Annotated in this window: 17 protein-coding genes and 1 tRNA gene; 8 read left to right on the top strand and 10 right to left on the bottom strand. The window is 43.3% G+C overall.

Translation table 11 applies throughout. From position 1 onward, the window contains the following. Positions 1-72: 72 nt before the first annotated feature. The 5 genes from ACTQ53_RS15500 to ACTQ53_RS15480 form a co-directional block, all read right to left on the bottom strand. Entirely contained in the window at positions 73-855 is a 783-nt protein-coding gene (locus ACTQ53_RS15500) for a radical SAM protein (RefSeq protein ID WP_441934024.1), read from the bottom strand. Between the two features lie 4 nt (positions 856-859). After that, complete coding sequence (locus ACTQ53_RS15495; RefSeq protein ID WP_441934022.1) at positions 860-1,738, bottom strand: radical SAM protein; 879 nt, start codon at positions 1,736-1,738, stop codon at positions 860-862. Continuing rightward, on the bottom strand, positions 1,722-3,017 hold the full coding sequence (locus ACTQ53_RS15490) for a hypothetical protein (protein ID WP_441934020.1): 1,296 nt from the start codon (positions 3,015-3,017) through the stop codon (positions 1,722-1,724). Before ACTQ53_RS15490 ends, ACTQ53_RS15495 begins: the two co-directional genes overlap by 17 nt. A 189-nt stretch (positions 3,018-3,206) precedes the next feature. Further along, complete coding sequence (locus tag ACTQ53_RS15485; protein ID WP_441934018.1) at positions 3,207-4,652, bottom strand: RNA-binding domain-containing protein; 1,446 nt, start codon at positions 4,650-4,652, stop codon at positions 3,207-3,209. A gap of 301 nt (positions 4,653-4,953) precedes the next feature. After that, positions 4,954-5,035 (bottom strand) — tRNA-Leu (locus ACTQ53_RS15480). A 133-nt stretch (positions 5,036-5,168) separates the two neighbouring features. Between ACTQ53_RS15480 and ACTQ53_RS15475 the strand changes: the two genes are divergently transcribed. Both ACTQ53_RS15475 and ACTQ53_RS15470 read left to right on the top strand, forming a co-directional pair. Then, entirely contained in the window at positions 5,169-6,338 is a 1,170-nt protein-coding gene (locus ACTQ53_RS15475; RefSeq protein WP_294970948.1) for an SGNH/GDSL hydrolase family protein, read from the top strand. Positions 6,339-6,372: 34 nt separating this feature from the next. Continuing rightward, the gene (locus ACTQ53_RS15470) at positions 6,373-7,650 is read left to right on the top strand and encodes a histidine-type phosphatase (RefSeq protein WP_441934015.1); all 1,278 of its coding nucleotides are present in this window, start codon (positions 6,373-6,375) and stop codon (positions 7,648-7,650) included. A 123-nt stretch (positions 7,651-7,773) separates the two neighbouring features. Here ACTQ53_RS15470 and ACTQ53_RS15465 read toward each other — a convergent pair whose 3' ends face one another. Beyond that, entirely contained in the window at positions 7,774-10,578 is a 2,805-nt protein-coding gene (locus ACTQ53_RS15465) for a DNA gyrase/topoisomerase IV subunit A (protein WP_441934013.1), read from the bottom strand. A gap of 105 nt (positions 10,579-10,683) precedes the next feature. On the opposite strand from ACTQ53_RS15465, the gene ACTQ53_RS15460 reads away from it, so the two are divergent. The 5 genes from ACTQ53_RS15460 (at position 10,684) to ACTQ53_RS15440 (ending at position 19,542) form a co-directional block, all read left to right on the top strand. Then, on the top strand, positions 10,684-12,246 hold the full coding sequence (locus tag ACTQ53_RS15460; protein ID WP_294970953.1) for a glycine--tRNA ligase: 1,563 nt from the start codon (positions 10,684-10,686) through the stop codon (positions 12,244-12,246). Further along, positions 12,227-12,928, top strand: a complete 702-nt coding sequence (locus ACTQ53_RS15455; RefSeq protein ID WP_441934011.1) for an FKBP-type peptidyl-prolyl cis-trans isomerase — start codon at positions 12,227-12,229, stop codon at positions 12,926-12,928. The genes ACTQ53_RS15460 and ACTQ53_RS15455 overlap by 20 nt, the downstream gene beginning before the upstream one ends. A gap of 668 nt (positions 12,929-13,596) precedes the next feature. Further along, positions 13,597-14,976 (top strand): MATE family efflux transporter, encoded by a 1,380-nt coding sequence (locus tag ACTQ53_RS15450; protein ID WP_441934009.1) that lies wholly within the window; start codon positions 13,597-13,599, stop codon positions 14,974-14,976. Between the two features lie 125 nt (positions 14,977-15,101). Then, on the top strand, positions 15,102-17,924 hold the full coding sequence (locus ACTQ53_RS15445; protein ID WP_441934007.1) for a M16 family metallopeptidase: 2,823 nt from the start codon (positions 15,102-15,104) through the stop codon (positions 17,922-17,924). A gap of 724 nt (positions 17,925-18,648) precedes the next feature. Beyond that, positions 18,649-19,542: a DUF4923 family protein gene (locus ACTQ53_RS15440; RefSeq protein ID WP_441934005.1), complete on the top strand. Its 894-nt coding sequence runs from the start codon at positions 18,649-18,651 to the stop codon at positions 19,540-19,542. 112 nt (positions 19,543-19,654) lie between these two features. Here the strand turns inward: ACTQ53_RS15440 and ACTQ53_RS15435 are convergent, their stop codons facing one another. The 4 genes from ACTQ53_RS15435 to ACTQ53_RS15420 form a co-directional block, all read right to left on the bottom strand. Then, positions 19,655-20,989 carry a DUF4861 domain-containing protein gene (locus ACTQ53_RS15435; RefSeq protein ID WP_441934003.1) on the bottom strand — a complete coding sequence of 445 codons (1,335 nt, stop codon included), beginning with the start codon at positions 20,987-20,989 and terminating at the stop codon, positions 19,655-19,657. A 97-nt stretch (positions 20,990-21,086) separates the two neighbouring features. Beyond that, complete coding sequence (locus ACTQ53_RS15430) at positions 21,087-21,833, bottom strand: peptidylprolyl isomerase (protein WP_441934001.1); 747 nt, start codon at positions 21,831-21,833, stop codon at positions 21,087-21,089. A gap of 139 nt (positions 21,834-21,972) precedes the next feature. Next, positions 21,973-22,335 (bottom strand): hypothetical protein, encoded by a 363-nt coding sequence (locus ACTQ53_RS15425; RefSeq protein ID WP_294970965.1) that lies wholly within the window; start codon positions 22,333-22,335, stop codon positions 21,973-21,975. Between the two features lie 226 nt (positions 22,336-22,561). Next, positions 22,562-23,416 (bottom strand): HAD family hydrolase, encoded by an 855-nt coding sequence (locus ACTQ53_RS15420; protein WP_153093295.1) that lies wholly within the window; start codon positions 23,414-23,416, stop codon positions 22,562-22,564. Between the two features lie 555 nt (positions 23,417-23,971). Between ACTQ53_RS15420 and ACTQ53_RS15415 the strand changes: the two genes are divergently transcribed. Further along, positions 23,972-24,793: a hypothetical protein gene (locus tag ACTQ53_RS15415; RefSeq protein WP_441933998.1), complete on the top strand. Its 822-nt coding sequence runs from the start codon at positions 23,972-23,974 to the stop codon at positions 24,791-24,793. The last annotated feature ends 197 nt before the right edge of the window (positions 24,794-24,990 follow it).

Below are 24,990 nucleotides of genomic sequence, written 5' to 3'. Positions count from 1 at the left end.
AATTATGTAACTTTGCAGCCGAAAAGGCTTCCCTGCTGGGGGCATGCCCCCAGCAGGGAGTGGGAATGAAAGTTAAGAACAAGCCTTGACACAGTTTAAATTACACCCCCTGTGAACTTGTTCATTAATCATATTAGTGCGTAGTTCATAAATTGTAACTTGCTCTGGCTGTAGATATTTTAAAGTTTGCATGTCTTTGCGAAAACTGTCTATTGACTGTCCCTTCAACCCATACATCATATCTAAATTTACAATGCAGACACCTTTATCATGCAACATAGAGATTGACTTTTTCATATATTCAAGATCCGGTGAATCACGATGATTGCATGACAGTACTTCAGAAGAAGTTGATTGTATTCCAAGTGATACTCGCTTAAAACCTGCAGATGTCAACAAATCAACTTTTTGAGCTGTCAAGGTTTCAAATGTAGCCTCAATACTAGGTGTAAAACTGTCTGATATGGTTAAAGCGCTCATGGCTGAGCTACATAAACTCATCAAATTCTCAAACGATTTGTCGCTCAGGGCAGTTGGAGTTCCCCCTCCTACATCAAGTCCGCAAAGCTTGATAGACGGGTATTTTTCCATAAAAGTAAAAACATCATGCTTTAATGTATCTACATATTGATCCTGCAGCTTCACGCTAGGGCAAAGCATTCTTGCATATTCACAAAAAGAGCATAGCTTTTTGCAAAATGGAATATGAATATAGAAAGACAACTCTTCTTCTTCAGAAAATGACAATTCTTCTGGTACACGATATATATTCCAATCGTCCGGAGAAAGTGGATAAGAGGTATTCCAGCGAGAGTCATTCTTTCTGATTTCAAATATTTCAGTGAAATTAACCATTCTGTCAATAAATAATATTGTTATTATAAAAACCTTGGCGAAGATACGCTCCATCATAGACAAGGGATGATTCACAATATTGTGGATTTGCATAATTGCGCATATAAATCTCTAAGATCCTGAGATTCTTGTTGTAAAGATAATTGCTGCATTTGCAATCCGTTCCCCTATCTTTTGCCCCAGTAAAATAAACATGCGGTATTTCTTCAAAAGGAATATCATCAATATCAATGAAATGTTCTTTGCAAAAGCTGTTAACTGGCATAAGGGCAACAAATCCTATGCGACGGATACCTGTATCTAAAGTTAGATCAAGCATTTTCCGAACTTCTTCCTTATTATCAATGTATCCCTTTATAAGATTGCAGCTAAAGTTTATCTTCTGCTTATCTACACCAGTAAAATGTAATAAATGTGCTGGTATTTCACATCCATATAAGTCAGACAAACGATTGACGTCATAATGATGCAATGACATGGAAATACTATCCCAACGAGGATGTTGCATCAAGTCTTGTGCTTGCACAGTAACCCCATTGGTATTAAGATGTAAGTGTACATCATCAAAATGCTCTTTGTCTATGGCATCAAGAATACGAACAACCAAAGGGGAAACCACAGATGGTTCCCCTCCGGTAATATTCATTCGATTTACAATGATTCCTTTGCTTTTTAGTTCATATATGATGCGAATCATTTTTTCTATATCAAACAAAGATGTTGGACTTTGGCATCCTGCATTACTACAAAAAGCACAATGGGCATTACACCCTTTAGTCACCTTCACAAAGAGGTTGACAGATGGGGGAATTTGATGTTCTGGCAAATCCGCACAGTTGCAGCTCGTCTTTTTTATCAGTATATCACTATTGAATATTTTCATGACTGAAGTGTTTTATGAGATCTTTTCTGCCATTCTCATTCATTAATTGCCTGCCTTTGATTCCTTCTTTTAGAAATTCCTTTTTATGGTCATTGCCCTCGAATAATATTTTTCCACAGGAATAATAACTGCAATAATAAGCAGGTAAAGATATATCCTCTTTAGGGACGAATAACATTGATTGGTTTTTATCTTCCCAAATATCGTACTTAGAGTCCTCCAGTAACAATCTACATGCAATATTGAATTCCAATAACTCTGGATTATTGTTAGGACCTTTTCCTTCTCCACAAGATTTTAAAAACATTCTTCTATTTCCAACAATTCTCTCAATATAAACAGGAGCAGAACCAACTTTCTGTGGAAAATACACATCGGTGTGACAATAGTCCTGAACGAAATCTTTGCGTATAGTAGCTTCCAGGCCTAGTGTTTGAATAGCTACTTCATGATTTCTAAACATATACTTGTCAAGCAAAACCGGATCAATTGAATTATTTGGAGCTATTTTCTCCCACGCCTCTTCTATAGCACATCTAAAGAAATGTTGTGGGTATCCTCTGTAACCAAAATACTCCGGAGATATTGTTTTTTTCAAATCCCTATAAATTTGCCCAGGAGATGTATATCTTCTAAACTCATCAAAATAGCAAATTAGTTTCCATATTTTAGCGTAATAGTATCGGTACATTGCATTATCCCAGTTCTTTTCAAACTGAGAAATAGTGAAGTTATCCAAAAAGGCATCTTTATTTAACCTTCTATCTACAAATGCTTTAGAAGAATAAAGTGCATCAGCTATAAAATGAAACGCCTTCCCAGAGATTGCAAAATGACATGGACTTTGCGATCCAATAAATTTCATAACAGCGGCAACAGCTTCTTCACTGCTATGAAAATGATATTGATCATTCATACTTATAAGAATATCTGCCATTGTCCGAACTTGGCCATATCCTTCTATTACTTCTGCTTTACTTCTTTTTAAGACAACAGATTGAATACCTTCTACTTCTGCATTGTCTGCAGAAGCAGTATCATTAGTTTTGTCTGAGGGAGATATAGGATCCATATCTTCTACTTCTGCATCGTCTGCAGAAGCGGCATCATTAGTTTTGTCAGAGGGAGATACTGAATCCATATCTTCTACTTCTGCATCGTCTGCAGAAACCGTATCATTAGTTTTATCAGAGGGAGATACAGAATCCATATCTCCTTCTGAAGCAGCTTGTGGTATGACACAAGAAAATATTTTCTTTAATATTTCCAATAAATTCATTTTATCTATTTTTTATGTATAAACTCTGTTTGAAAACTAGCATTGTCCATACGAGCCTTCTTTTATTCAGTTACATGCCAGTTACATGCCAGTTACATGCGCCAAGCACTGTTTTAAAGGGTTTTTGCTCTGTTTTAGGGCTGTTTCGAGTCGCCCAGTTACATGCCAGTTACATGCCGGTTACATGAGTTATGCCCAATACGGGATGTAATTATGTCGGTTATTGCCCTCGGCGTTTTCTTCTTTTATCATCTTTGCTTCCAAGGCATCCTTTATGATTCTGGAAGCCATCGGGTAGTTCTTATCCTCAATGCCCAAGCGGCCTCGGAGAGATTGGTTGTTCATCTTCTCGTTTGAAACATACCTGAGGCAAGCGTGTTGATAGCAAGCCATTACTCTTTCAGACTTATCCAAATCGGCAAACTTACGGTAGGTAAAAACGGTAGCTTCCGTTCGTGTTTCTTGAAGTTGGATGCGGATAGGAGGTAACTGGTATAATTCTACATAGAAGATAGTCTTGTCCATACCGCTTCCCTTCTCTTCACAGATACCTATGCGGCGCATGATGTCGGCGAGAGAGTCGTTTCGGGATTGGTACTCATCGATGAAACGCTCTACGCTGATAAGCGGTTGCCCGGGATTGGAGAACGCAATGCGGTCGGAGTATATTTCAATCATAGGAAATCCCTGTTCTGCAAAATCCTGGTGGATAATCATATTTGCAGTTAGCTCACGTATCGCAATCTCTGGGTACATACGCGTATCCTTTCTTAGAGCTTGACCAATTTCTTCGTTGGCAGGAAGTTGGCTGTTTATCCATGCAATCATTTCCTCGAAGCTAATGGCATAACCTTTATCGAATGATTTCTCGCGAAATGTTTCAATCTTTCCCTTGCCTTTATAGACAATGACTCGAACCATTTTTCTTTTCAAGCCATCGAAGTCGGAAAGGTGTTTGGCAAACAGAATTGCGCCAAGTTCGGTAATTCCATATCCGATTTCATCTTTGGTAATCAGGTTCTCTGACAGAAATCGGTCTAAGATACCATTGATATCTTGTGGAAGTGGCAAGTTCATCATGTCAAAGTACACTTCTGCACTGAGAAAAGAAAACACATCCTGTCCTGACAAGCCCTTTTTCAAGACTATCTTTTCCAATGACTTCTGACCACCTTTCCATATTTTGGCTTCTTTAGCCGGAAAGTCTTTCAACTTTCGGGTAATGGTACCCACTCTGATATAAGACTCATGCAGGAAACTTACAGGGCGGTTTGTTGTAGCTGGTATTTTGAAGATGCAGACATGCCCGTTGGCTTCATAATCAAAATCATCGATTATTTCGAAATCAATACGGGGATTCAGACGGGTTGACAACCAGGATTCCAGTTCTTCGTTGCCTACCATTTTCTGTTTACCATATAAGTCTGTGCCAATTACGTCATGGCTTTCGTCATCAATGCCAAATACGATGTAACCAAACGGCATATTGCTCAAATAGGCACTGTTTGACAGGGCAGAGATTCTTTCGCCAATCTCTTCCTTAGAATGAAAATTATGTTTGAACTCTAACCACTCCGTCTCTTTTGGCTTGGCGGTCAGAGCATCTATCAGTCTTTTGAAATCAATATACTCCATTATGAATAAAATGTTTATTTTGATACAAAGATAATATTTTTCTTTGAAAGTAGGGCATATCTTTGGGAGGAAAATGTATTTTCTTAGTGATTTTTTCAGTTTTGGGCGAAAAACTCTATGTATGGGGATAAACTAAAGTGGTGTGTGTAATCGCAAGAAATAGTGTGAAAGTATGTAAAATGAAGCCTTGCTTTTGCCAACCGATTCAATTTAGTTTGGAATTATGTTGGCAAAATGTTGGCAATTTCTAGAAACAGAAAATCCTAACTGCTTATTATCAAGCAGTTAGGATTTTCTTATGTGCGCCTGATAGGACTCGAACCTACACGGCCTGAACCACTAGATCCTAAGTCTAGCGCGTCTACCAATTTCGCCACAAGCGCATTCGTGAGTGCAAAGGTACAACAAAAAAATGAATAAAAAGAAGAAATGAGCAGAAAAAAGCGGTTTTGTTCGTTTTTTACAAGAAATAATGGTACTTTTGCAGGCAAACTAAAAATAATCATGATGAAAAAAATGAATTTGTTATTGATGGCAATAATGCTGAGCGCTGCTGCCTTCGCTGGTAATGGAAAGACTTCTACCACGCTTCCTGTCGAGGGAGAGGTGGTGAAGGCATCTCATCCCATGATTCAATACATGGGACGTGTGAGCTTCGGGAAGAATCCGGATGTGGCTAGCTTCAATTTCCCAGGTACTACCATTGAGGCAAACTTCCAGGGGTCTTCTTTGAAGATGATGTGCCGTCCGATGACGGGATATTTCATGGCACAAGTTGATGGCAGTGAACCTTTTAAGGTAGGATTCAATGCAGAACGTGATTCGGTGGTTACGCTGGCTACAGCCTTGCCAAAGGGCGTGCATCATGTGAAGGTGATGTATGTGATAGAGGGATTGTTCCGCAACCCAGAGTTCCGTGGATTCGTGTTGGATAAGGGTTGTAAACTCGTTGAGGCTCCAGCTTTGTCTGAGCGAAAGATAGAGTTCATCGGTAATTCTATCACTTGCGGATATGGTGTAGAGAGCATCGAGATGAGCGATCCTTTTGAGGATGAGACGGAGAACCATTGGCTGACTTATGCCAATATCGTAAGCGATAGCCTGAAGGCGCAGCATACTTCGATCTCCCGCAGTGGTATCGGTGTATATCGCAACTATGATGGTCCTAAGACGGGTTCTGCAGAGAATATGCCTTGGCAGTATGAATATACCTTATTTAATAAGCATGATGAGAAATGGGATTTTGCCAAGTATCAGCCACAACTGGTTTGCATCAACCTAGGTACCAATGACCTTTCTACGGATAATTATGATATTCAGCTTTATGAGAAGAATTACCGCATGTTCCTTACTACCGTGAGAAGTAAATATCCTGATGCCAAGATTGTGCTCCTGACAGGACCTATGCTCGGGAAGAAGGAGAGTAGCGAGCAGAGAGCTGCCCTTGACAGAATCTGCGCAGATGCCAACAAGAGCGGTTTCACTTTGGTGAATAAGACGGTAGTGGATAAAAAAGGCAAGATAAAGAAGGCGAAGAAGCTGGGGGATAAGGAGATTTATCGCTTTGACTTCACTTTTCAGAAAGGCGACTTGGGATATGGTGCCAGCTGGCATCCTAGCAAGTTGCAGCATCAAAAGATGGCAAAGGAATTGTTGCCATTCCTAAAGAACTTGATGAACTGGTAAGAAGGAAAATAACAGATAAAATTAAGTAGTAACAATGAACGCAAAGAATCTATTATTGTGGGCATCTCTTGCTTTTGCGATGCCTATGACGGCCCAGACTCCTCAGGAGGATTTTAAGAGAGACATTACGCTCTCAGGTAGTAACTATGTGGCTTATCGCGGACCTCAGAAGCAGTTGACTCCTGCTCCTAAAGGATACAAACCTTTCTATCTGAGCCACTATGGCCGTCATGGCTCCCGATTCATGATTGGCAAAAAGGCGTATGATGTGCCTTATTTCTCTCTGTTGAAGGCGAAGCAGGAGGGTAAATTGACCGCCAAAGGTGAGGAGACATTAGCAAAGGTGAAGATGATTCGTGAAGAGGCGAAGGGACGCGATGGCGAGTTGACTCCACTTGGTGCTTTGCAGCATCAGGGTATTACCCGAAGAATGATGGAGCGATTCCCTGAGATTTTTGCCGGTAATGCGAATATTGAGGCTCGAAGCACATTGGTTATCCGATGCATCCTTTCTATGGAGAACGGTTTACATCAGATGCTTCGCATGAATCCGAAACTCCATATCTTCCATGATGCCAGCGATCACGACATGTATTACATGAATCAGGGCGATAGATATCTGGATAGCTTGAAGCATAGTGTGGGAAGAAGAGTGGTAAGAGAGGATTTTGCCCGAAAGCATGCCTGCTATAGCCGAGTGATGCAGGAACTTTTCAACGACCCTGTTTGGGTGAAGCAGAATATCGACCAAAGTGATCTTAACTGGCGTCTCTATGAGATGGCAAGCTCTATTCAGGGTACAGAGTTGAGAGGTAAGGTATCTCTCTATGATCTCTTTACAGAGGAGGAGCTTTATCAGAATTGGTTGCAGAGCAATTTAGGATGGCAGGTATCTTATGGCAATTCGCCTTATACGGGCAATGTTCAGCCATTCTCTCAGCGTAATCTTCTCATGGATATCATCGAGAAGGCTGATAGCTGTATTGCTCTTCAGCATCCGGGTGCAACCTTGAGATATGGTCATGATACGATGGTCACTCCGCTCACTTGTCTTCTGAACCTGAACGGATATGGCGAGGAGATCAAGGATCCGGAGAAGGTGGCTACCCAGTGGTTTGATTATAAGATTACTCCGATGGCTACTAACCTTCAGTTTGTGTTCTATCGCAACAAGGCAAACGATGTGCTGGTGAAGGTTTTGCTTTGCGAGGATGAGGCAACACTTCCTATCAAGAGCGATATAGCACCTTATTATCACTGGAGTGATTTCAAGGCTTATTGCCTGGGGAAGCTGCAGGAATATAAGAAGTAAAAGGCGCATTCTTTGCTGCAGCGTATATATTATATATAAAGAAAAAGGGGAACTTAAGGCAATTGATGCTTTAAGCTCCCTTTTTTATACATCGAAATCCTTTACGGGATTTTTTTTGAGTCTCTATTGCTTTGATAACCAATCTTTGTCTTTTTTTTCTTCTTCGAAATCCTTTTCGGAGAAGAGGTTGGTTTGACCAGTTAACTCATCAATAACCTGCTGTTCGCTTTTGCCAGCATCAGGGTCGAGATTTTCTTCTGAGACTTCTGAAGAGGAAGATGCATTAGAGTCATCATTCGATGAATCATCATCGGCTGGTGATGGCTCCGGGAATCTTGTCGGCTCCAGTTCTTCTATGCTCTCCAGCTTGAATGTCGTCAGGCGCTTACCCTTTGCCTTGAAGCTCTTCTGGGCGATGAATTGCTCGGCATCGATTTCCTCGGCAGGACGAATGGCGTCTACACCGCCATAGGTGACCTTGATACGAGGGAATGGGGTATCGGTGAGGAGGATGAGCTTGCAGTTAGGGTTCTCACCCATGAAATTCTGATGGCGCTTGGTGGCATCCATCGTAAATCGCTTGATGTATGGATAACCCTGATTGTCGGCATCATAGAGGATGGCTGTCCATATCTTGTGCTCATCCCATTTCTCCAATCTCAGGATGTTGTCCTCGTAATGGTTGTTCACATCGAAGTTGGTGATGTAGAATTCGCCATTGTCTAATGCTACAAGGATTGAGTCTTCATCGTTGAATTCTCCCAGGAATCTGCCGTTCTCATCATAATTGATGCGGTTTACATCAGGGTCGAACCATACCTTCCTTCCTCCCAGGGTGCTGTGTCCGTGGCTCTTCAATCCGATGCGGCGGATGGTGCGCTTGGTGAGCAGGTTGCCCTTGGCAGCACGTCCCTTGATGAGGATTTCAGAGAAATCTTTCTCCAGGAAGATGCTTTGGCGTTTCTTGCTCAGATCCGGTTCCATCGTTACCTTGATGATTTCTGCTTCGCCATTTGGATTGGCGGTGAAGTAGATAATGCGGCTTCCCGGAGTTCCCTGCGTGATGTCGTAGAGCTTATCGCGCGTCATAGCGGTTACGTTGAATCGCTTGATGAAGTAGTCGCCCTGCTTGCCATCACGATATACGCAGTTGTAGATGGTTCGCTTGTCGTTCTTCTTGAACACCTGAACGTGGAGGATGTTCTTGCCCACGAATATCTTGTCGGCAACCTTGGTTACCTTGAATTTTCCATCCTTGTAGAAGATGATGATGTCGTCGAGGTCAGAGCAGTTGCATACGAATTCATCCTTCTTCAATCCTGTACCAACGAAGCCTTCCTGTCGGTTGATGTAGAGCTTCTGGTTGGCTTCCACCACCTTGGTTACCTCTATGGTATCGAAGTTTCTGATTTCGGTTCTTCTTGGATGCATCTTTCCGTACTTGCCCTTGAGATATTCAAACCAGTTGATGGTAACATCGGTCATGTGGGCGAGGTCGTTTTCGATTTCTGCCAATTCTGCCTTGATTTTCATCAGGAGTTCATCAGCCTTATCCTTGTTGTATTTCAGGATGCGCTGCATTTTGATTTCCAGGAGTTTGAGGATGTCTTCCCTTGTGATGTCACGGTGGAAGGAGTATTCCACATTTCCCTTGCCATCAACCTCTGCAGTGAAGATCTGGTCCTTGAAAGGCTCCAGTTTTGAATCGATGAATGCCACTACCTCATCCTGACTCTTGCTCTGCTCGAATTTGCGCTCCTTGTAGATGCGTTCCTCGATGAAGATGCGTTCAAGCGAAGAGAAGAAGAGCTGCTCTTCCAGCTCACCCTTACGTATCATCAATTCGCGGCGGAGCAATCCCATTGTGCGGTCAACGCTATGTCTGAGTACATCGCTCACGGTGAGGAACTTTGGTTTGTTGTCCTCTATGACGCAGCAGTTGGGCGAAATGTTGATTTCGCAATCGCTGAAGGCATAGAGTGCATCCATCGTCTTATCCGAAGAAGTACCAGGAGTAAGATGTACGAGGATTTCTACATTCGCCGATGTGACGTCTTCTATCTTACGAGCCTTGATTTTTCCCTTTTCTACTGCCTTGGTAATGCTTTCGATGAGGCTTACCGTGGTTTTGCTGTATGGTATCTCGCTGATGACGAGCGTCTTGTTGTCGAGTTTGTCAATCTTGGCTCTTACCTTCAGAACACCACCTCTCTGCCCATCGTTGTATTTGCTTACGTCGATGGCACCACCAGTAGGGAAATCGGGGTAGATACTGAAAGGTTCTCCCTTGAGATAGTGGATGGCTGCATCGCAAAGGTCGTTGAAGTTATGCGGCAATACCTTGCTGCTCAATCCCACGGCGATACCCTCGGCACCTTGTGCCAAAAGCAGTGGAAATTTGGCTGGCAGGGTGATAGGTTCTTTGTTTCTTCCGTCGTAGGAGAGTTGCCAATCGGTAGTTTTAGGGTTGAATACTACATCCAGGGCGAATTTAGAGAGTCGTGCCTCGATGTATCGGGGAGCGGCTGCACGGTCGCCCGTGAGGATATTGCCCCAGTTACCCTGTGTGTCGATGAGCAGGTCTTTCTGTCCCATTTGTACGAGGGCATCTCCGATAGATGCATCTCCGTGAGGGTGGAACTGCATCGTATGTCCCACGATGTTAGCCACCTTGTTGTATCTTCCGTCATCCATGCGCTTCATGGAGTGGAGAATGCGTCGCTGTACGGGTTTCAATCCGTCTTCGATATGAGGTACGGCTCGCTCCAGGATCACATACGATGCATAGTCGAGGAACCAGTTCTGATACATTCCGCTGAGGTGATGTACGGCAGAAGCATCAAAACGGTTCACCGGTTTGTAATCGGAGTGTTCTTGAGGCGTATTTTCCTCATTTATCTCGTTTTTATCTTTAATTTCTTCGCTCATATGTAGCTTTTAATACTTATTTTATTAATTTATGGCAAAAATACAACATTTTTTCGAGAAAAAAGAGTATCTTTGCCGAAAATTTGAAAAAAATAAGATTTAATCATGGCACAGGAAGATGTTTTTAAGAAAATTGTAAGCCATTGCAAGGAATATGGCTTCGTGTTCCCAAGTAGTGAAATTTATGATGGCTTGGCTGCCGTTTATGACTATGGTCAGAATGGTGTTGAGCTCAAGAACAATATCAAGCAGTACTGGTGGCAGAGTATGGTGTTGTTGCACGAGAACATTGTTGGTCTCGATGCAGCTATCTTCATGCACCCTACAGTATGGAAGGCATCTGGACACGTAGATGCTTTCAACGACCCATTGATTGATAACCGCGATTCAAAGAAGCGTTATCGTGCCGATGTGCTCATCGAGGATCACATGGCTAAGTATGAGGAGAAGATTGCCAAGGAGATTGCCAAGGCTCAGAAGCGTTTCGGCGATAGCTTTGATGAGGCTCAGTTCCGTGCAACCAATCCTCGCGTTCTGGAGAACCAGAAGAAGTTTGATGACCTCCATGCCCGCTATACTGAGGCTATGCAGGGTCCTAACCTGGAGATGCTGAAGCAGATTATCGAGGACGAGGGTATCGTTTGCCCTATCAGCGGTACCAAGAACTGGACAGACGTTCGCCAGTTCAACCTGATGTTCTCTACCCAGATGGGTGCTGCCAGCGATGCTACAAGCAAGGTATATCTCCGTCCTGAGACAGCTCAGGGTATCTTCGTAGATTACTTGAGCGTTCAGAAGACCGGTCGTATGAAGTTGCCATTCGGTATCTGCCAGATTGGTAAGGCTTTCCGTAACGAGGTTGTTGCCCGTCAGTTCGTATTCCGTATGCGTGAGTTCGAGCAGATGGAGATGCAGTTCTTCTGCCAGCCTGGTACTGAGATGAAGTGGTTTGAGTATTGGAAGAAGGTTCGTCTGGCTTGGCATGAGGCACTGGGCATGGGTAACGAGAACTACCGTTATCATGATCACGAGAAGCTGGCTCACTATGCTAATGCTGCTACCGACATCGAGTTCAAGATGCCATTCGGCTTCAAGGAAGTGGAGGGTATCCACAGCCGTACCAATTTCGACCTTTCTCAGCACGAGAAGTACAGCGGCCGCTCTATCAAGTACTTCGATCCAGAGAAGAACGAGAGCTATGTGCCTTACGATGTAGAGACATCTATCGGTGTAGACCGTATGTTCCTCAGCGTAATGTGCCACTCTTACTGCGAGGAGAAACTGGAGAATGGCGAGACACGTGTTGTTTTGCGTTTGCCAGAGGCTTTGGCACCTGTTAAGTGTGCTGTGTTCCCATTGGATAAGAAGTATGGTTTGCCAGAGTTGGCACATGAGATTGTTGACGAGTTGAAGTTCCACTTCAACACTCACTATGGCGATCCTAAGGATTCCATCGGTAAGCGTTATCGCCGTCAGGATGCCATCGGTACTCCATTCTGTATTACCGTTGACCACGAGACTCCAAATGATCATAAGGTAACTCTCCGTTATCGTGATACCATGGAGCAGGAGCGTGTTGCAATTTCTGATCTCCGCAGCATCATCGAGGAACGCGTAAGTATTACTAGCGTATTAAAGAAACTTGGTAATGAAATTAAGAATTTCTAAATATCTCTTCTTGCTCATGATGGCAGTATTCGTACTGTCATCATGTAGCGAGGATGACAACACCGTAGATGAGTATGCAAACTGGCAGGAGCGTAACGAGAAGGCTTTTGCCGATACTTTGGCGTATGCCCGTCAGCAGATAGCCAACGGCAGCGATGAATGGAAGGTGATACTCAACTGGTCGTTGCAAAACCAGACGCCTAACAAGGATGCCAACGGTAATACAGTTTCTCTTACTTACAAGGATGTTGATTATATCGTTGTTCATGTTCTGGATAAGGGCAAGGGTAGCGGTTGTCCGATGTATACCGATTCGGTGAAGGTGAGCTATCGTGGTAGAATGCTGGGTACAGATACTTATCCTGCTGGTTATGTATTTGATAAGACCTTTGATGGCACATACGATAAGACGACTGCTCAGGTTGCAACTTATGCGGTAAATAGCCTTGTGGATGGTTTTACCACTGCATTGCTCAATATGCATATAGGCGACCGCTGGATGGTTTACATGCCATATCAGTTGGCTTATGGCACAACCCAGAGTTCGAGTAGCACAATTCCTGCCTATTCAATGCTTCGCTTTGAGATAGTATTGGACAGCTACTACCGCATTGGTCAGGTAGTACCTGGTTCGAGAGCAGTAGAAGCAGGCAAGAAGCAGGGTACTTGGATTACTGAGTAAGGATTTCATAAATTACACCTTATTTATATATAGGGCTCATATCTATTATATATGGGAGTTCATACCTTAATTATTTATATAGGGAAATAAAGAGGAGCGTTCCTGAGATTGCATGATATGGCATTCTCAGGAACGTTTCTTTTTTGTGTTAATAGACCTTTCTGATGTGTTAACAAGTGTTCGTGTTCGCACACAAATCTTTGATTTACGTCAAAAAATGTTGGATTCATGCATTTTTATGGGAAAAAGTATTGCAGTTTCAAAAAATAGTTGTACCTTTGCATCAGAAAAAATGAGTTTTAGGTTTTTAGTTAGGTAATAGATTTTATAGGTTTAGTTTTTAGGTTTAAGGTTGTTAGTTTTTTTATATTAGGTGTTAGTTAAGGTAAAGAAAGATTGTTTATTCAAGGACGACAGGTATTTAGTTTGTTAGGTTAAATAGGTTGTTTATTCTAGGTTAATGACAGTACTGTCCCGCTTCAGTGGGAGATAAGTTTTGGGAAAAACAAAGGTACGAAACATGTATTAAAAAAATAAAAATGGCGATTCCTTTTTGGAGTCGCCTTTTTTGCGTTTAAATTATAAATAGGTGACGTTTAAATCATAAATTGATAGATTTTACGTTTTACTCATAAATAGATTGTGTAAATTCATAAATAGAAGAAAAAATGCTATTCAAGAATAAGACAGATTATCTGATGGAGTCTATCCGCTTAGGGCGCCCGATGACAGGCGGTGAGAAGCTGAATCTCATCGCTGGTTTGAGTGTACCCTCCATGCTGGCACAGATTTCTACCGTGCTGATGTTTTTTATTGATGCTTCGATGGTGGGGCATCTAGGCGCTGAGGCTTCGGCAAGTATAGGACTTATCGAGTCAACAACCTGGTTGATAGGTAGCTTGCTGAGTGCAGCAGCCACCGGTTTCTCTGTGCAGGTAGCTCATTTCATTGGTGCCAACGACCTGGTGAAGGCTCGCCAGGTATATCGTCATGCCCTGATATGTGGAGTGGCTTTCAGCCTCTTCGTTACGCTTATCGGTGTAGGCATTCATTCCCATCTGCCTTATTGGCTGGGTGGAGGTGAGGACATCGCTCCCAATTCCTCTCGCTATTTCCTGATTTACAGTCTAGTATTGCCGTTTGTGTTCCTGTATCATATTTCCGAGATGATGCTCAAGTCGGCAGGCAATATGCATACGCCCAGCATCATGGCTGTATTGATATGTCTGTGTGACGTGGCTTTCAATTATCTCTTCATTTATATTATGAAGATGGGTGTGGTGGGAGCAGCGATGGGTACGGCTTTGGCGTATATCAGCATCTCTTTGCCCAATCTCTATCTTTCGGCATTCAGAAACCGTCTGCTCAATTTCCGTCAGGATAGGGTACCGTTCAGATGGGTAGAGGAATATGTAAGGCACGCCTGCAAGATAAGTATCCCGATAGCCATACAGAATATCCTGATGAGCGGTGCGCAGATAGTGAGCACCATGATTGTGGCACCATTGGGCAATATTGCCATTGCTGCCCATTCGTTTGCCATCACTGCTGAGAGCCTTTGTTATATGCCGGGTTACGGTATCGGCGACGCAGCATCTACGCTTGTGGGGCAGACGCATGGTGCCGGACGCATGAATCTCTGCAAGAATTTTGCTTATATGACGGTAGGATTGGGCATGGGAGTGATGGCATTGATGGGCGTAGTGATGTATGTCTTTGCGCCGGAGATGATAGGGGTGCTGTCACCGGTGGAGAGTATTCGGGAACTGGGTACAGTCTGCCTCCGAATCGAGGCATTTGCAGAGCCTTTCTTTGCTGCGAGTATCGTGACCTATAGCGTTTGCGTGGGTGCGGGCGATACGATGAAGCCTGCCGCCATCAACTTGAGCACGATGTGGCTGGTGCGCCTTACCCTGGCTTATGGGCTTTCGAAAAGCTATGGCTTGAAGGGAGTTTGGATAGCTATGGCTACGGAGCTTACCTTCCGTGGCATCCTCTTTCTTATCCGCCTCTTCCGTGGCTCATGGATGAAGAGCTTCCAATGTTAGTTTTATGTTAAGATTGCAGGCATTTGGAAAGATAATCTTCCAAATGCTTGCAAATCTTTTAATTTTTATGTAATTTTGCAGCAGAAATAGCAAATAATTACATATTTATTAATAAACAGAGAAGAATGAGATTAAGAAAAATTTTCGCAGCAGCACTGTTGCTGCTCTCTGTGGGAACAGCGATGGCGCAGCAGATGCCACCTATCCCAGTGGATAAGAATGTGAAGATTGGTCATCTTGACAATGGATTGACCTATTACATTCGCCACAACAGTTATCCTGAGCATGTAGCCAGCTTCTATATCGCCCAGAAAGTAGGTTCTATTAATGAGAACGATGACCAGCGCGGTTTGGCTCACCTCCTTGAGCACCTTGCCTTCAATGGTACTGAGCACTTCAAGGACAATACCCTCCAGAACTATCTGCAGAGCATCGGTGTGGAGTATGGCCGTAATCTGAACGCTTATACCAGTGTTGACAAGACCGTTTATTACTTCACCGATGTGCCTACTGCCCGTGTTTCTGCCGTAGATTCATGTATGCTCATCCTGAAGGATTGGAGCAATGGCATCTCGCTTACCACCAAGGCCATCGAGGATGAGCGCGATGTGGTTCACAACGAGTATCGCATGCGTATGGTAGGTCAGCAGCTCATGTTGGAGCGTGCTCTCCCTAAACTCTATCAAGGCGAGAAGTATGGCTATCGTTTGCCTATCGGTTTGATGAGCGTTATCGACGGATGTAAGCCTGAAACACTCCGTGCTTACTATCGTAAGTGGTATCGCCCGGATAATCAGGCTATTATCGTTGTTGGTGATGTAGACGTTAACCATATTGAGGGCAAGATCAAGGAGCTTTTCTCAGGCATTAAGGTGCCTAAGGATGCTGCTAAGGTGATTCCTGTTCCTGTAGCTGATAACGATACAGCCATCTACGTAGTGGATAAGAACAAGGAGCAGCAGTATGACATCATCAACATCATGATGAAGAACGAGACAACTCCTGATTCATTGAAAGGTACTTTGCCATATCTGCTTGAGGGTTATTTGAAGAATGTGGCAACCTCTATGCTCAATGCTCGTTTTTCTGAGATGGCCCGTGAGGCAGATTGTCCATTCCTGCAGGGAGGTAGTGATATTGGCAACTATCTGGTTTCCAGTACAAAGAATGCTTTCTCAGTGGTAGGCGTGGCTAAGCCGGGCAAGGTGAAGGAGGCATATGCTGCCTTGATGCGCGAAGCTAAGCGCGTGCATGATTTCGGCTTTACGGCTTCTGAATATCAGCGTGCCAAGGACGAATTCATGAGTCATGTTGACAAGACTTACGAGAACCGTGCCAAGATGAAGAATGAGCAGTTTACCACTCAGTATGTTGACCATTTCATCTCTAACGAGCCAATTCCTTCTGTAGAGGATGAAACTCAGATCTATAAGATGGTAGTGCCACGCCTTTCTGTAGATGTGGTTAACAGTGCCGTGAAGCAGTTGATCTGTACTACCGATACCAACCTTGTAAGCATGGTGTTCATGCACGAGGCAGAGGGTGCCGTTTATCCAACCGAACAGGAACTTGCCGACATCGTGAAGCAGGTGCGCAGCGAGAAGCTTGAGGCTTATGTGGACAATGTGAAGCAGGAGCCGCTGATGGCTCAGGCACCTAAGGCAGGCAAAATCAAGAAGACGGAGGAGAACAAGCAGTTGGGCTTCAAGAAGCTTACCCTCTCCAACGGAGCCAAAGTAATTATCAAGAAGACAGACTTCAAGGACGATGAGATTCAGTTTGCTGCTTCTGCCAACATCGGTTATGCAGCTTATCAGAATGACCCTATCAATGCGCAGAATGCCAGTGCCGTATGGGGATTGAGCGGTTTGGGCGAATTCTCTAGCAATGATTTGGAGAAGGCACTTGCCGGCAAGCAATGTGGTGTAGATTTCTCTTTCTCTACCTTCCGTCACGGTTTGAGCGGTACTACCACTCCTAAGGATCTTGAGACGATGATGCAGCTGGTTTATCTCAATATGACCAATGTTACTAAGGATCAGAAGGCATTCGACAACATGAAGAATACCTATACTACAGTTCTTGCCAACAAGAGCAATAACCCTAGGCTTGTATATCAGGACTCAGTACAGAGCACCCTTTACCTGGGTAGCAAACTGGCTCGCATTCCTGAGGCTTCCGACATCCAGAGCATCGATTATGATGCCTGTCTCGAAATGTGGCATCAGCTCTACAGTAATGCCAAGGATTTCACTTTCTACTTTGTAGGCAACTATGATGAGAAGGTGCTCCTCCCACTCATCGAGCAGTATATTGCCTCTCTCCCTAACCAGGGCATGAAGATCAAGATCAAGAACCAGCCAATGCCTTGTGCTACAGGCAAGGTGAGCAATGTATTCACTAAGGCTATGGAGAATCCTCAGAGCCAGGTTCGCGAGATGTGGTTTGCCAAGATGCCTTATACCCAGAAGAGCAGTGTGCTGGCAGATATGGCAGCACGCCTCCTGGAGATGAAGTATCTGCGCAGCATCCGCGAGGAGTTGAGTGCTGCTTATTCTGCAGGTGCCATCTATGGCGTTTTCTTTGACGCAGACAACAAGGTGCAGATTACCATCAACGGTATGGCTCAGCTGAATCCAGAGAAGGCAGATGTTGCCATCCCATGCTTCTTCAAGGGTATGGACGAGGTGATTGCCAAGGTTGATGCTGACGATTTGCAGAAAGTAAAGGAGATTCTCTTGAAGCAGGCTGGCGTGGATGAGAAGACCAACGGTTACTGGATTCAGACCTTGGGTATGTTCGACCTTCACAAGGTTGATAATTACAGCAACTATAAGAATCTCGTGAAGTCAATCGATGGCGCTCAGATTTCCGACTTCCTCAAGAATGTTATCTTGAAGAGTGGCAATCATGTAGAGGTTATCATGAAGGGCGAGAAGAACAAGTAATTCTGATTTGGATATCTGGATATTAGATAGAAAATGAAAAAATCCCGTTGTACGTACCATGCAAGATGGACGACAACGGGATTTTAACTTTTGTTTTTCCCAAAAATTTCAGTTCCTCTTAAAATTTAAGAGTCGTTCTGAAAAATCTCTCTCATTTTCAGTTTTCGGGGTTCTGTTTCCCTGAATCATTCTTTCTCCCTGTTGGGAAAAATAGATTCAGCAGAATCTCTCAACCGAATGTCATTCTGAAAATAATCTCTTTCTAAGAAGAATCTTGTCTCTTGTTCGCTAAAAATCAAAAGACTTAATCTCTTCTTCTTGCCTTAGAGGCAAGCGCCTCGCGGCGTTCATTAAGAATCTGCTGGCATCTGTCGATTGCCTGATTCTGATTCTCTGAATTTACCTTAATTAAATCATTCATAACCTATTGTGATTTTTAAAACGTTGCAAAGATAGGATATTCTGTTCATTTTCGGGGATACTTTTTGATAAAATATGTCTATTTTTCGTTCTTTTTTGATTTATGTCAAAAAAATGTGCAATCGTTAACACAAAATCGTCACATTTCATTCGTTTTATGAAACATTTATGCAACAAATTAAACCTTTTCTCCTGTTTTTCATCTATTATAATAGTTTTTCCTCATTTATGATGGGAAATATGAAAGTGAAGAAAGCGAATGATATAAGAGAATTAGATTTAAACAAATAAATAGAAAGTAAAAATGAAAAAGGTATTTCTTTTCGCTGCCCTTGTGCTTGCATGCACAGCTGGCAGCAATGCTAGCGCTATGAACGAAGCAGCGCTGAATGCTTCCAATTCTGAGTTGATGCCGGTTAAGAAGTCAACTAAGAAGACTACTAAGAAGTCAACCAAGAAGACTACTAAAAAAACTTCTTCCAAGAAGACGACAGCTAAGAAATCTACTGCTTCTGCGTCTACAGCATCTGCAGCTCCTACTACTTCTTCTTCTGCATCTGCAGCAACCACTACTACCGCTAATAATACTTCTGCTACCGTCAATTCGGCAGCAACCGTAGCAGGCGTATTGGGCGCTATCCTGGGTGGTAGCAATGCCGGTAATGGCAGCAACTCAAGCAGTAATGCAGGAAGTATAATCAACGGAATCCTGAACAATGTAATCGGTTCGGGTACATTTAAGCAGGCAGATCTCTGCCATACCTGGAAGTACAGCAAGCCAGGGTGCGCCTTCACCTCAGAGAACCTGCTGGCTAAGGCGGGTGGCGAGATTGCTGCCAGCAAGGTTGAGAATAAGCTGGAAGGTTATTACAAGAAGTTTGGATTCAGCAGTTCCAATACCTACTTCACCTTTAATACCGATGGTACTTTCTCTGCCAAGATTGACGGCAAGGCATGGAATGGCACCTATACCTTTGATGAGAAGACTCATGCCATCCAGCTGAAGGGCCTCCTGCTGAGTGCTTCAGGCTATGCCACCAAGACAACCAATGGCATCAGTCTTCTCTTCGACCAGAAGAAGCTGCTCAATCTCATCAAGGCCCTCAGTGCCTTCAAGGGCAGCTCTACATTGAGCGCCGTAGGCAGTATCGCCAACAATTATGATGGTATGCGTGTAGGTTTCGAGATGACAAAGTAATATAATCTTTATTTAAAAAACAATAAAGCCGTCCTCTTCTAATGATATGAGGGCGGCTTTTTGTTTCGTGTTTTATATCTTGGCTTATCGCTTTTGCGGTTTAATATATTTCCTATTTCACCTCAATCAGGAGCGGATTCTTCAATGCATCCAGATAATCCTTGATGCGGATTTGCCATTCGGCATAGCTTCTTACATCATATTTGCTCCATGCTGCACCGAAGTAGTAGCTGTATTTCTCCCCATTTTTCAAGCCGCGTTTCAAGCCGAGGGCATGACCGGTAGCACCATCGTGCTTCTTATCGAAGAGCTGGTAGTAGGTATTGTCAACACCATAAGGGAAGAGAATGCCTACGTAAACCTGTGAGTTGTTTACTTCGATATTATCTGTAGGATCGGCATAACTTACATAATCCTTGGCGAAGGTCTTCGTCTCCGTATCCTCCTCGTGGATAGGGAAACCGGTGGCGAAATCGGTAGGAGTGGTCAAGCCGTCATACCATACGGTCATCCGGTTGAAGTTGCTGCCCTTGTCGAGCGAGATGATGCGGTGCTCCACCACGTTCTTCATATCGCCTACGGCAGATGGGTTGTAAGTCAGTTCTACGGTGAAGCGGAGCGGACCGTTATCCAATATCTTGTAATCCTTGTAGCAGTAAGGCAGAACCTGGTTCTTGCCCACCATGAGGCTTGGTGCACCCAATCCCAGGGTAGCGCCCACACGATAAGGATCCAATCCGTTGCCATGGTCGAGATGGAAGGAGGTGAGGATATCCATTTCGCGCGATTCTGCCTGCAGAGCCTTGATTTGCTTGGCAAGAGCAGCAGCCTTTGCTGCGTTCTTCTCTGCCTTCTGCTGCTTCTGCAAGGCTCTCACCTTGGCATCAATCTTATCGCCCTTGATATTTCCGTTCATATCCTTGATGTATCGCTCGTAAACCACGGTATCCGGAGTATTCTTCACCCAGATGTCGGTACCGAAGGAACGCTCGCCGGTCTTCTGCAGGGCAGGGCCATATACGCGGTAGGCGCATCTGTCGTTCTCCCATGCGATATCATCCTTTCTTATCTTATAGAGAGCGCCGGTGGCATAAACCTTCTGCTGGTAAGGCTTGCCGATGCTCACGTAGTAAGTGGCAGAGCCGTGAGGACGTATGCTTGCATCTATGAGCAGAAGACCATCGTGGGTAATCTGCGAGCCAATCTGCTGTCCTCGTTTGTTCTTCACGATGTAAGCCTCTCCCTTTTTAGGGGCAGCATTGCCCAGTTTCGCCTTCACCTCGTTCATGCTGAGGGAGATAAGCTCTGTGCGTGATGCGGAAGTAGGATTGCTTACCACGATAGTGGCTTGCTGAGCATGGCAGTAGTTAGAACCTGCCAAAGCCAGGAGCATCATCAGGCTCTTGGCCGTGGTGCCCTTCATCATTTTTCCATGAATCTTTTTCATTTTGATTTGTTTGTTTTTGTTTAATACGGATGAATAGTTGTAGATACAGAATAAAGATTTCTCGCAGTTTTGTAGAAAGAACTGCGAGAAATGCCTTTTATTCTTCTATAACGGAGATATCCATGCTGATATCCTCCTTAGGTCTATCACCACGCATGGTTTCGCAGTTTTGAATCTTCTCCACTACGTCAAGGCCTTCCTCTACCTCGCCGAAAACGGTGTATTGGTTATCGAGGAAAGGTGTTCCGCCTACTTCAGTATAAGCCTTCTGCTGCTCCTCGGTAAACTTTGGGTAGCCCTGCTCCTTGCAGCGCTTCTTGGTTTCATCCACTAGTTTATCCTGTAGTTTCATTAAGCCTTCGCGGTCGCGGTTGCGGCGGAAGTTCATAATTTCATCATGATGCTCCTTGGCAAGCTGGTTGAAGATATTCTGCTCCATCTGCATGCCCATCTGCTTCTCCATCTGTTTCAGTTCGTTCTGCTTGTAGGTCTTTCCCCATACAATATAAAACTGGCTGCCGCTGCTCTCACGGTTAGGGTTCACCTCGTCGCCAAGGCGTGCAGCGCTCAAGGCACCACGCTTGTGGAAAAGTTGTGGATAAACGAACTCGGCAGGGATGGTGTAATCAGGTCCGCCCGTGCCCAGCATTTTGCCTTTAGGAGCGCCCTTGCTCTCTGGGTCACCGCCCTGGATCATAAAATCCTTGATGACACGGTGGAAGAGTGTGCCATCGAAATATCCCTCCTTTGCCAACTTGATGAAGTTGTCACGATGCAGAGGTGTCTCATCGTAGAGGCGAACCTTGATGTCGCCCTCTGATGTCTTTATCAATACTTTAGCCATAATAATTTATAATCAGTATATTTTATTAATCGGTATATGTTGTAATCGGTATATGTCGTAATCAGTATATGTCGTAATCAGTATGTTCTTTTTACCTTTTTACTTTTTTACCTTTTTACTTTTTTACCTTTTTACCTTTTTACTTTTCATAATACTCATTCCACTGCTTCATAGCCTCCTGCCAGTCGGTCTGTTCACCGCAGGCTACAGCTTCCTTCTGTCTCTCAGCCTCGTCGCGAGCCTTGTCTCTTGCACGTTTTGCCTTCATAGCCTCGATGGTGGCATCGTCGAGAATCTGGATAGCTCCACGCTTGATGGCATCCTGCAGTTCCTCCTCGCCGAAAGCCTTGCCAGGCTCATTGAAGTCAGAGATATTGAATTCATAATCCACGCGAAGGTCGTGGCGTATCATTTTCTGTTGTAAACGGTTGCCTGCGTTTTTGAGTCGCAGCAATTTGCCGATTTCTTTGATTTCTCCTGCTGAGTATTTATTTCTTCCCATTAATATGATTTGATATTATTATTTCTGTGTGCAAAATTAAGCATAATCCTCGATAAAACCAAGAAAAGTTTCAAGGAATTCACAAAAGAGTCCCTTTATCCTTTTACTTTTTGCCCTTTTTCCCCTTTTCCCTTTTTACTTTTTTACCTTTTTACTTTTTTCCCCTTTTGCCCTTTTACTTTTTTACCCTTTTACTTTTTTACCTTTTTCCCCTTTTACCTTTAAATCACTTCCATGCCTTCTTCTGGTTCAGCTCTATCAGACGGTCGAATTCAAAATCGGCTTTGATTTTATCCAATATTCTCTTTACGATGATATTCATCACGCTTCCTTTGCTGTAGTTGGCAGAGCACATGAAGTTTACTCGTCCCTCCTTGACAAGCTGGCAGGCTGTTTTCTGTTTATCCTCGTTATCATATACAGCAATCGAGTGACCGCCATGTTCCTTTACCATCTTCATGCAAGGCACATCGGTTTCTCCATCTCCGAAGTATATCATTCGGGGGAAAGGGATAGGGCGCTTTTCGTCGGGGATATACTGGTTCACTCTTCTGTTGTCGCTCACCTGTTTGATACCTTTGTTGATTTTGAAGAGGAATTGCGTTTTGGTAGTATAGTCTACGGCTACGGCTGGCCAGTAGGCGATTCCCTCCTTGTTGTAGAGAAAGGAGCAGGCGTAGATGTTCTCAAATTCGTGGGCGATAGGTGTACCCTCTATCATTTCCTTCAGTCCCGAGGAGTTGATGTAGTGCTTTACGTCCAGTCCGATACTGTTGCCATATTCATTCACGAGCGAAAACCATTGTTTTACGCCGCGGAACAGTTCTACATCCTTGCCGAATTTCTGAAAAGATTCCCGGGTGAGCGAGATATTGTTCTTCTTGGCTTCGTCGAGCATCAGATACATATAGGTCAAAATGCCATTGGCATCCTTACCCTCTGCAAACTTTCTGTTTTTCTCCCAGAACTCGTCTTTTGTCTTGCCTGTAGCCTGTATGAATCCAAACTCCTGCATATTGCCCGGCGACAGTGTGCCGTCGAAATCATAAACCAGTGCTACCTTTGGTCTCTTCTTTGCCATATCTCGTTCTCCTTTCTTTTATATTTACCCTAAACTGTCTATCTCTTTCGGGGATGTTTTTCTCCCTTAATTTGCAAATATACATAATTTTCAGCGAATTAGCAAACTATTGGGATATAAAAAAACATAATGAAACAAAAAAGGCGTACAAAACCCATTTCTGAGCATTGTACGCCTTATTCCTCTACGATGCTCGCTCTGGCAAATTCTTGTTTTTGCCGGCACCATTATTGGTAGATCAGGCTCCACAGGACGTGCTATAGGCGAGCATCTGCATCTAACGGTTAAGTATAAAAAAGCTTATTTGAACCCCAAAATCCTTCTTGAAAAGATAGGGGAATATGCACTTTCTATGAAATAGAAAAACATGGAATAAATGTATGCTAGTTGCTCATTTTATGTATAAACGTGCATAAATATAGCGTTTTAATTGGTAAATATTGTCGGTTTATATATTATTAATAATATAAATTCTTAAATTTGCCACGATTTTTGTAATTTTACGCCCAAAAAAGTTTAATCAAAGCAATATTTTGCTTATAAAAATGGGAAAATATGAAATGTATTAAGGTTAGAATAGACCAATTGGGAAGAATCCGGGATTCTGAAATCCTGGTATCTCCTCTTATGGTGTTTTCTGGAGAATCAGGGTTGGGTAAAAGTTACTTGGCTTTATTGTGCCATTACTTTTTCGAATTGTTGATTAATACCAGCAGACTTAATCATTTCTTTGTAGATAACAATATAGATTTTAATGTTCTATCTAAGGATTTTAAAGATGCTGGTACTGCTCTGGAAATAAAAAAACAGGATTTGGAAGCATGGATGGCAAAGGATGCTATTCTTTATCTCCGCTATATGCTGGGATATGATGGAATTTCTGGTCAGATAGAGATAACACTTCCTGAAAGTGTTCCTGATACAATGGCTTTTACCTATAAAAAGGAGCTAACAGGTTTAGTTGATAAAGAGGAGATTTATACAATATTGTCTCTGGGAAATCTGAGATTCAGAATTCAGGAAAAAACACAATTTGATGAGTCTCCATTTGCTTTCCTGTTGCGTTTTGTATTGATTGATTACATCTTTGGCAATTACCAAATGTTGGATAGTACATTCGTTTTGCCACCATCACGTGGTCCTATCTTGACAGAACAAATCATACCTACTACAGGTATGTATTCAGAGTTCCTTAACGATATGGCTGGACTCAATCGTATAAAACCAAGACCTGATACAGCATCAGAAATAGTCTTGAAGTTGTTTAGAACGATTTTGGAAGGAGAAGTAGACAAAGAAGAAACAACTTACATTTATACTACAAATGACGCTTCAATGCCTGTGTCTGCAGCAGCAGCTTCTGTAAATCACCGTTAGAACGTAACTACTGATTTTCAGCAGTTAGCACATCCAACATTTTTCAAAAAAAGCATATTATTAAATTGGTATTGCCAGAGCTACCAATTAGGCAGCCTTGACATTCACCTTTTTGTTCGAGTTATAATTACATGGGATTAGGGACATGAAGTCTTGCTCCCCCTCCATCAGTCGGGTGAGTATATCTTCTATATAAT

Origin of the sequence: Prevotella sp. Sow4_E9_plate (assembly GCF_052116205.1) — a bacterium.
Lineage (GTDB): Bacteria > Bacteroidota > Bacteroidia > Bacteroidales > Bacteroidaceae > Prevotella.
The sequence above is the reverse complement of the archived record's forward strand: the minus strand, read 5'-3'. Positions and strand labels throughout refer to the sequence as shown.

What these genes read in the sequence shown, in the direction of transcription:
- ACTQ53_RS15500 (WP_441934024.1), bottom strand. Translation starts at nt 855, where the DNA reads ATGGTTAATTTCACTGAAATATTTGAAATCAGAAAGAATGACTCTCGC.
- ACTQ53_RS15495 (WP_441934022.1), bottom strand. Translation starts at nt 1,738, where the DNA reads ATGAAAATATTCAATAGTGATATACTGATAAAAAAGACGAGCTGCAAC.
- ACTQ53_RS15490 (WP_441934020.1), bottom strand. Translation starts at nt 3,017, where the DNA reads ATGAATTTATTGGAAATATTAAAGAAAATATTTTCTTGTGTCATACCA.
- ACTQ53_RS15485 (WP_441934018.1), bottom strand. Translation starts at nt 4,652, where the DNA reads ATGGAGTATATTGATTTCAAAAGACTGATAGATGCTCTGACCGCCAAG.
- ACTQ53_RS15475 (WP_294970948.1), top strand. Translation starts at nt 5,169, where the DNA reads ATGAATTTGTTATTGATGGCAATAATGCTGAGCGCTGCTGCCTTCGCT.
- ACTQ53_RS15470 (WP_441934015.1), top strand. Translation starts at nt 6,373, where the DNA reads ATGAACGCAAAGAATCTATTATTGTGGGCATCTCTTGCTTTTGCGATG.
- ACTQ53_RS15465 (WP_441934013.1), bottom strand. Translation starts at nt 10,578, where the DNA reads ATGAGCGAAGAAATTAAAGATAAAAACGAGATAAATGAGGAAAATACG.
- ACTQ53_RS15460 (WP_294970953.1), top strand. Translation starts at nt 10,684, where the DNA reads ATGGCACAGGAAGATGTTTTTAAGAAAATTGTAAGCCATTGCAAGGAA.
- ACTQ53_RS15455 (WP_441934011.1), top strand. Translation starts at nt 12,227, where the DNA reads ATGAAATTAAGAATTTCTAAATATCTCTTCTTGCTCATGATGGCAGTA.
- ACTQ53_RS15450 (WP_441934009.1), top strand. Translation starts at nt 13,597, where the DNA reads ATGCTATTCAAGAATAAGACAGATTATCTGATGGAGTCTATCCGCTTA.
- ACTQ53_RS15445 (WP_441934007.1), top strand. Translation starts at nt 15,102, where the DNA reads ATGAGATTAAGAAAAATTTTCGCAGCAGCACTGTTGCTGCTCTCTGTG.
- ACTQ53_RS15440 (WP_441934005.1), top strand. Translation starts at nt 18,649, where the DNA reads ATGAAAAAGGTATTTCTTTTCGCTGCCCTTGTGCTTGCATGCACAGCT.
- ACTQ53_RS15435 (WP_441934003.1), bottom strand. Translation starts at nt 20,989, where the DNA reads ATGAAAAAGATTCATGGAAAAATGATGAAGGGCACCACGGCCAAGAGC.
- ACTQ53_RS15430 (WP_441934001.1), bottom strand. Translation starts at nt 21,833, where the DNA reads ATGGCTAAAGTATTGATAAAGACATCAGAGGGCGACATCAAGGTTCGC.
- ACTQ53_RS15425 (WP_294970965.1), bottom strand. Translation starts at nt 22,335, where the DNA reads ATGGGAAGAAATAAATACTCAGCAGGAGAAATCAAAGAAATCGGCAAA.
- ACTQ53_RS15420 (WP_153093295.1), bottom strand. Translation starts at nt 23,416, where the DNA reads ATGGCAAAGAAGAGACCAAAGGTAGCACTGGTTTATGATTTCGACGGC.
- ACTQ53_RS15415 (WP_441933998.1), top strand. Translation starts at nt 23,972, where the DNA reads ATGAAATGTATTAAGGTTAGAATAGACCAATTGGGAAGAATCCGGGAT.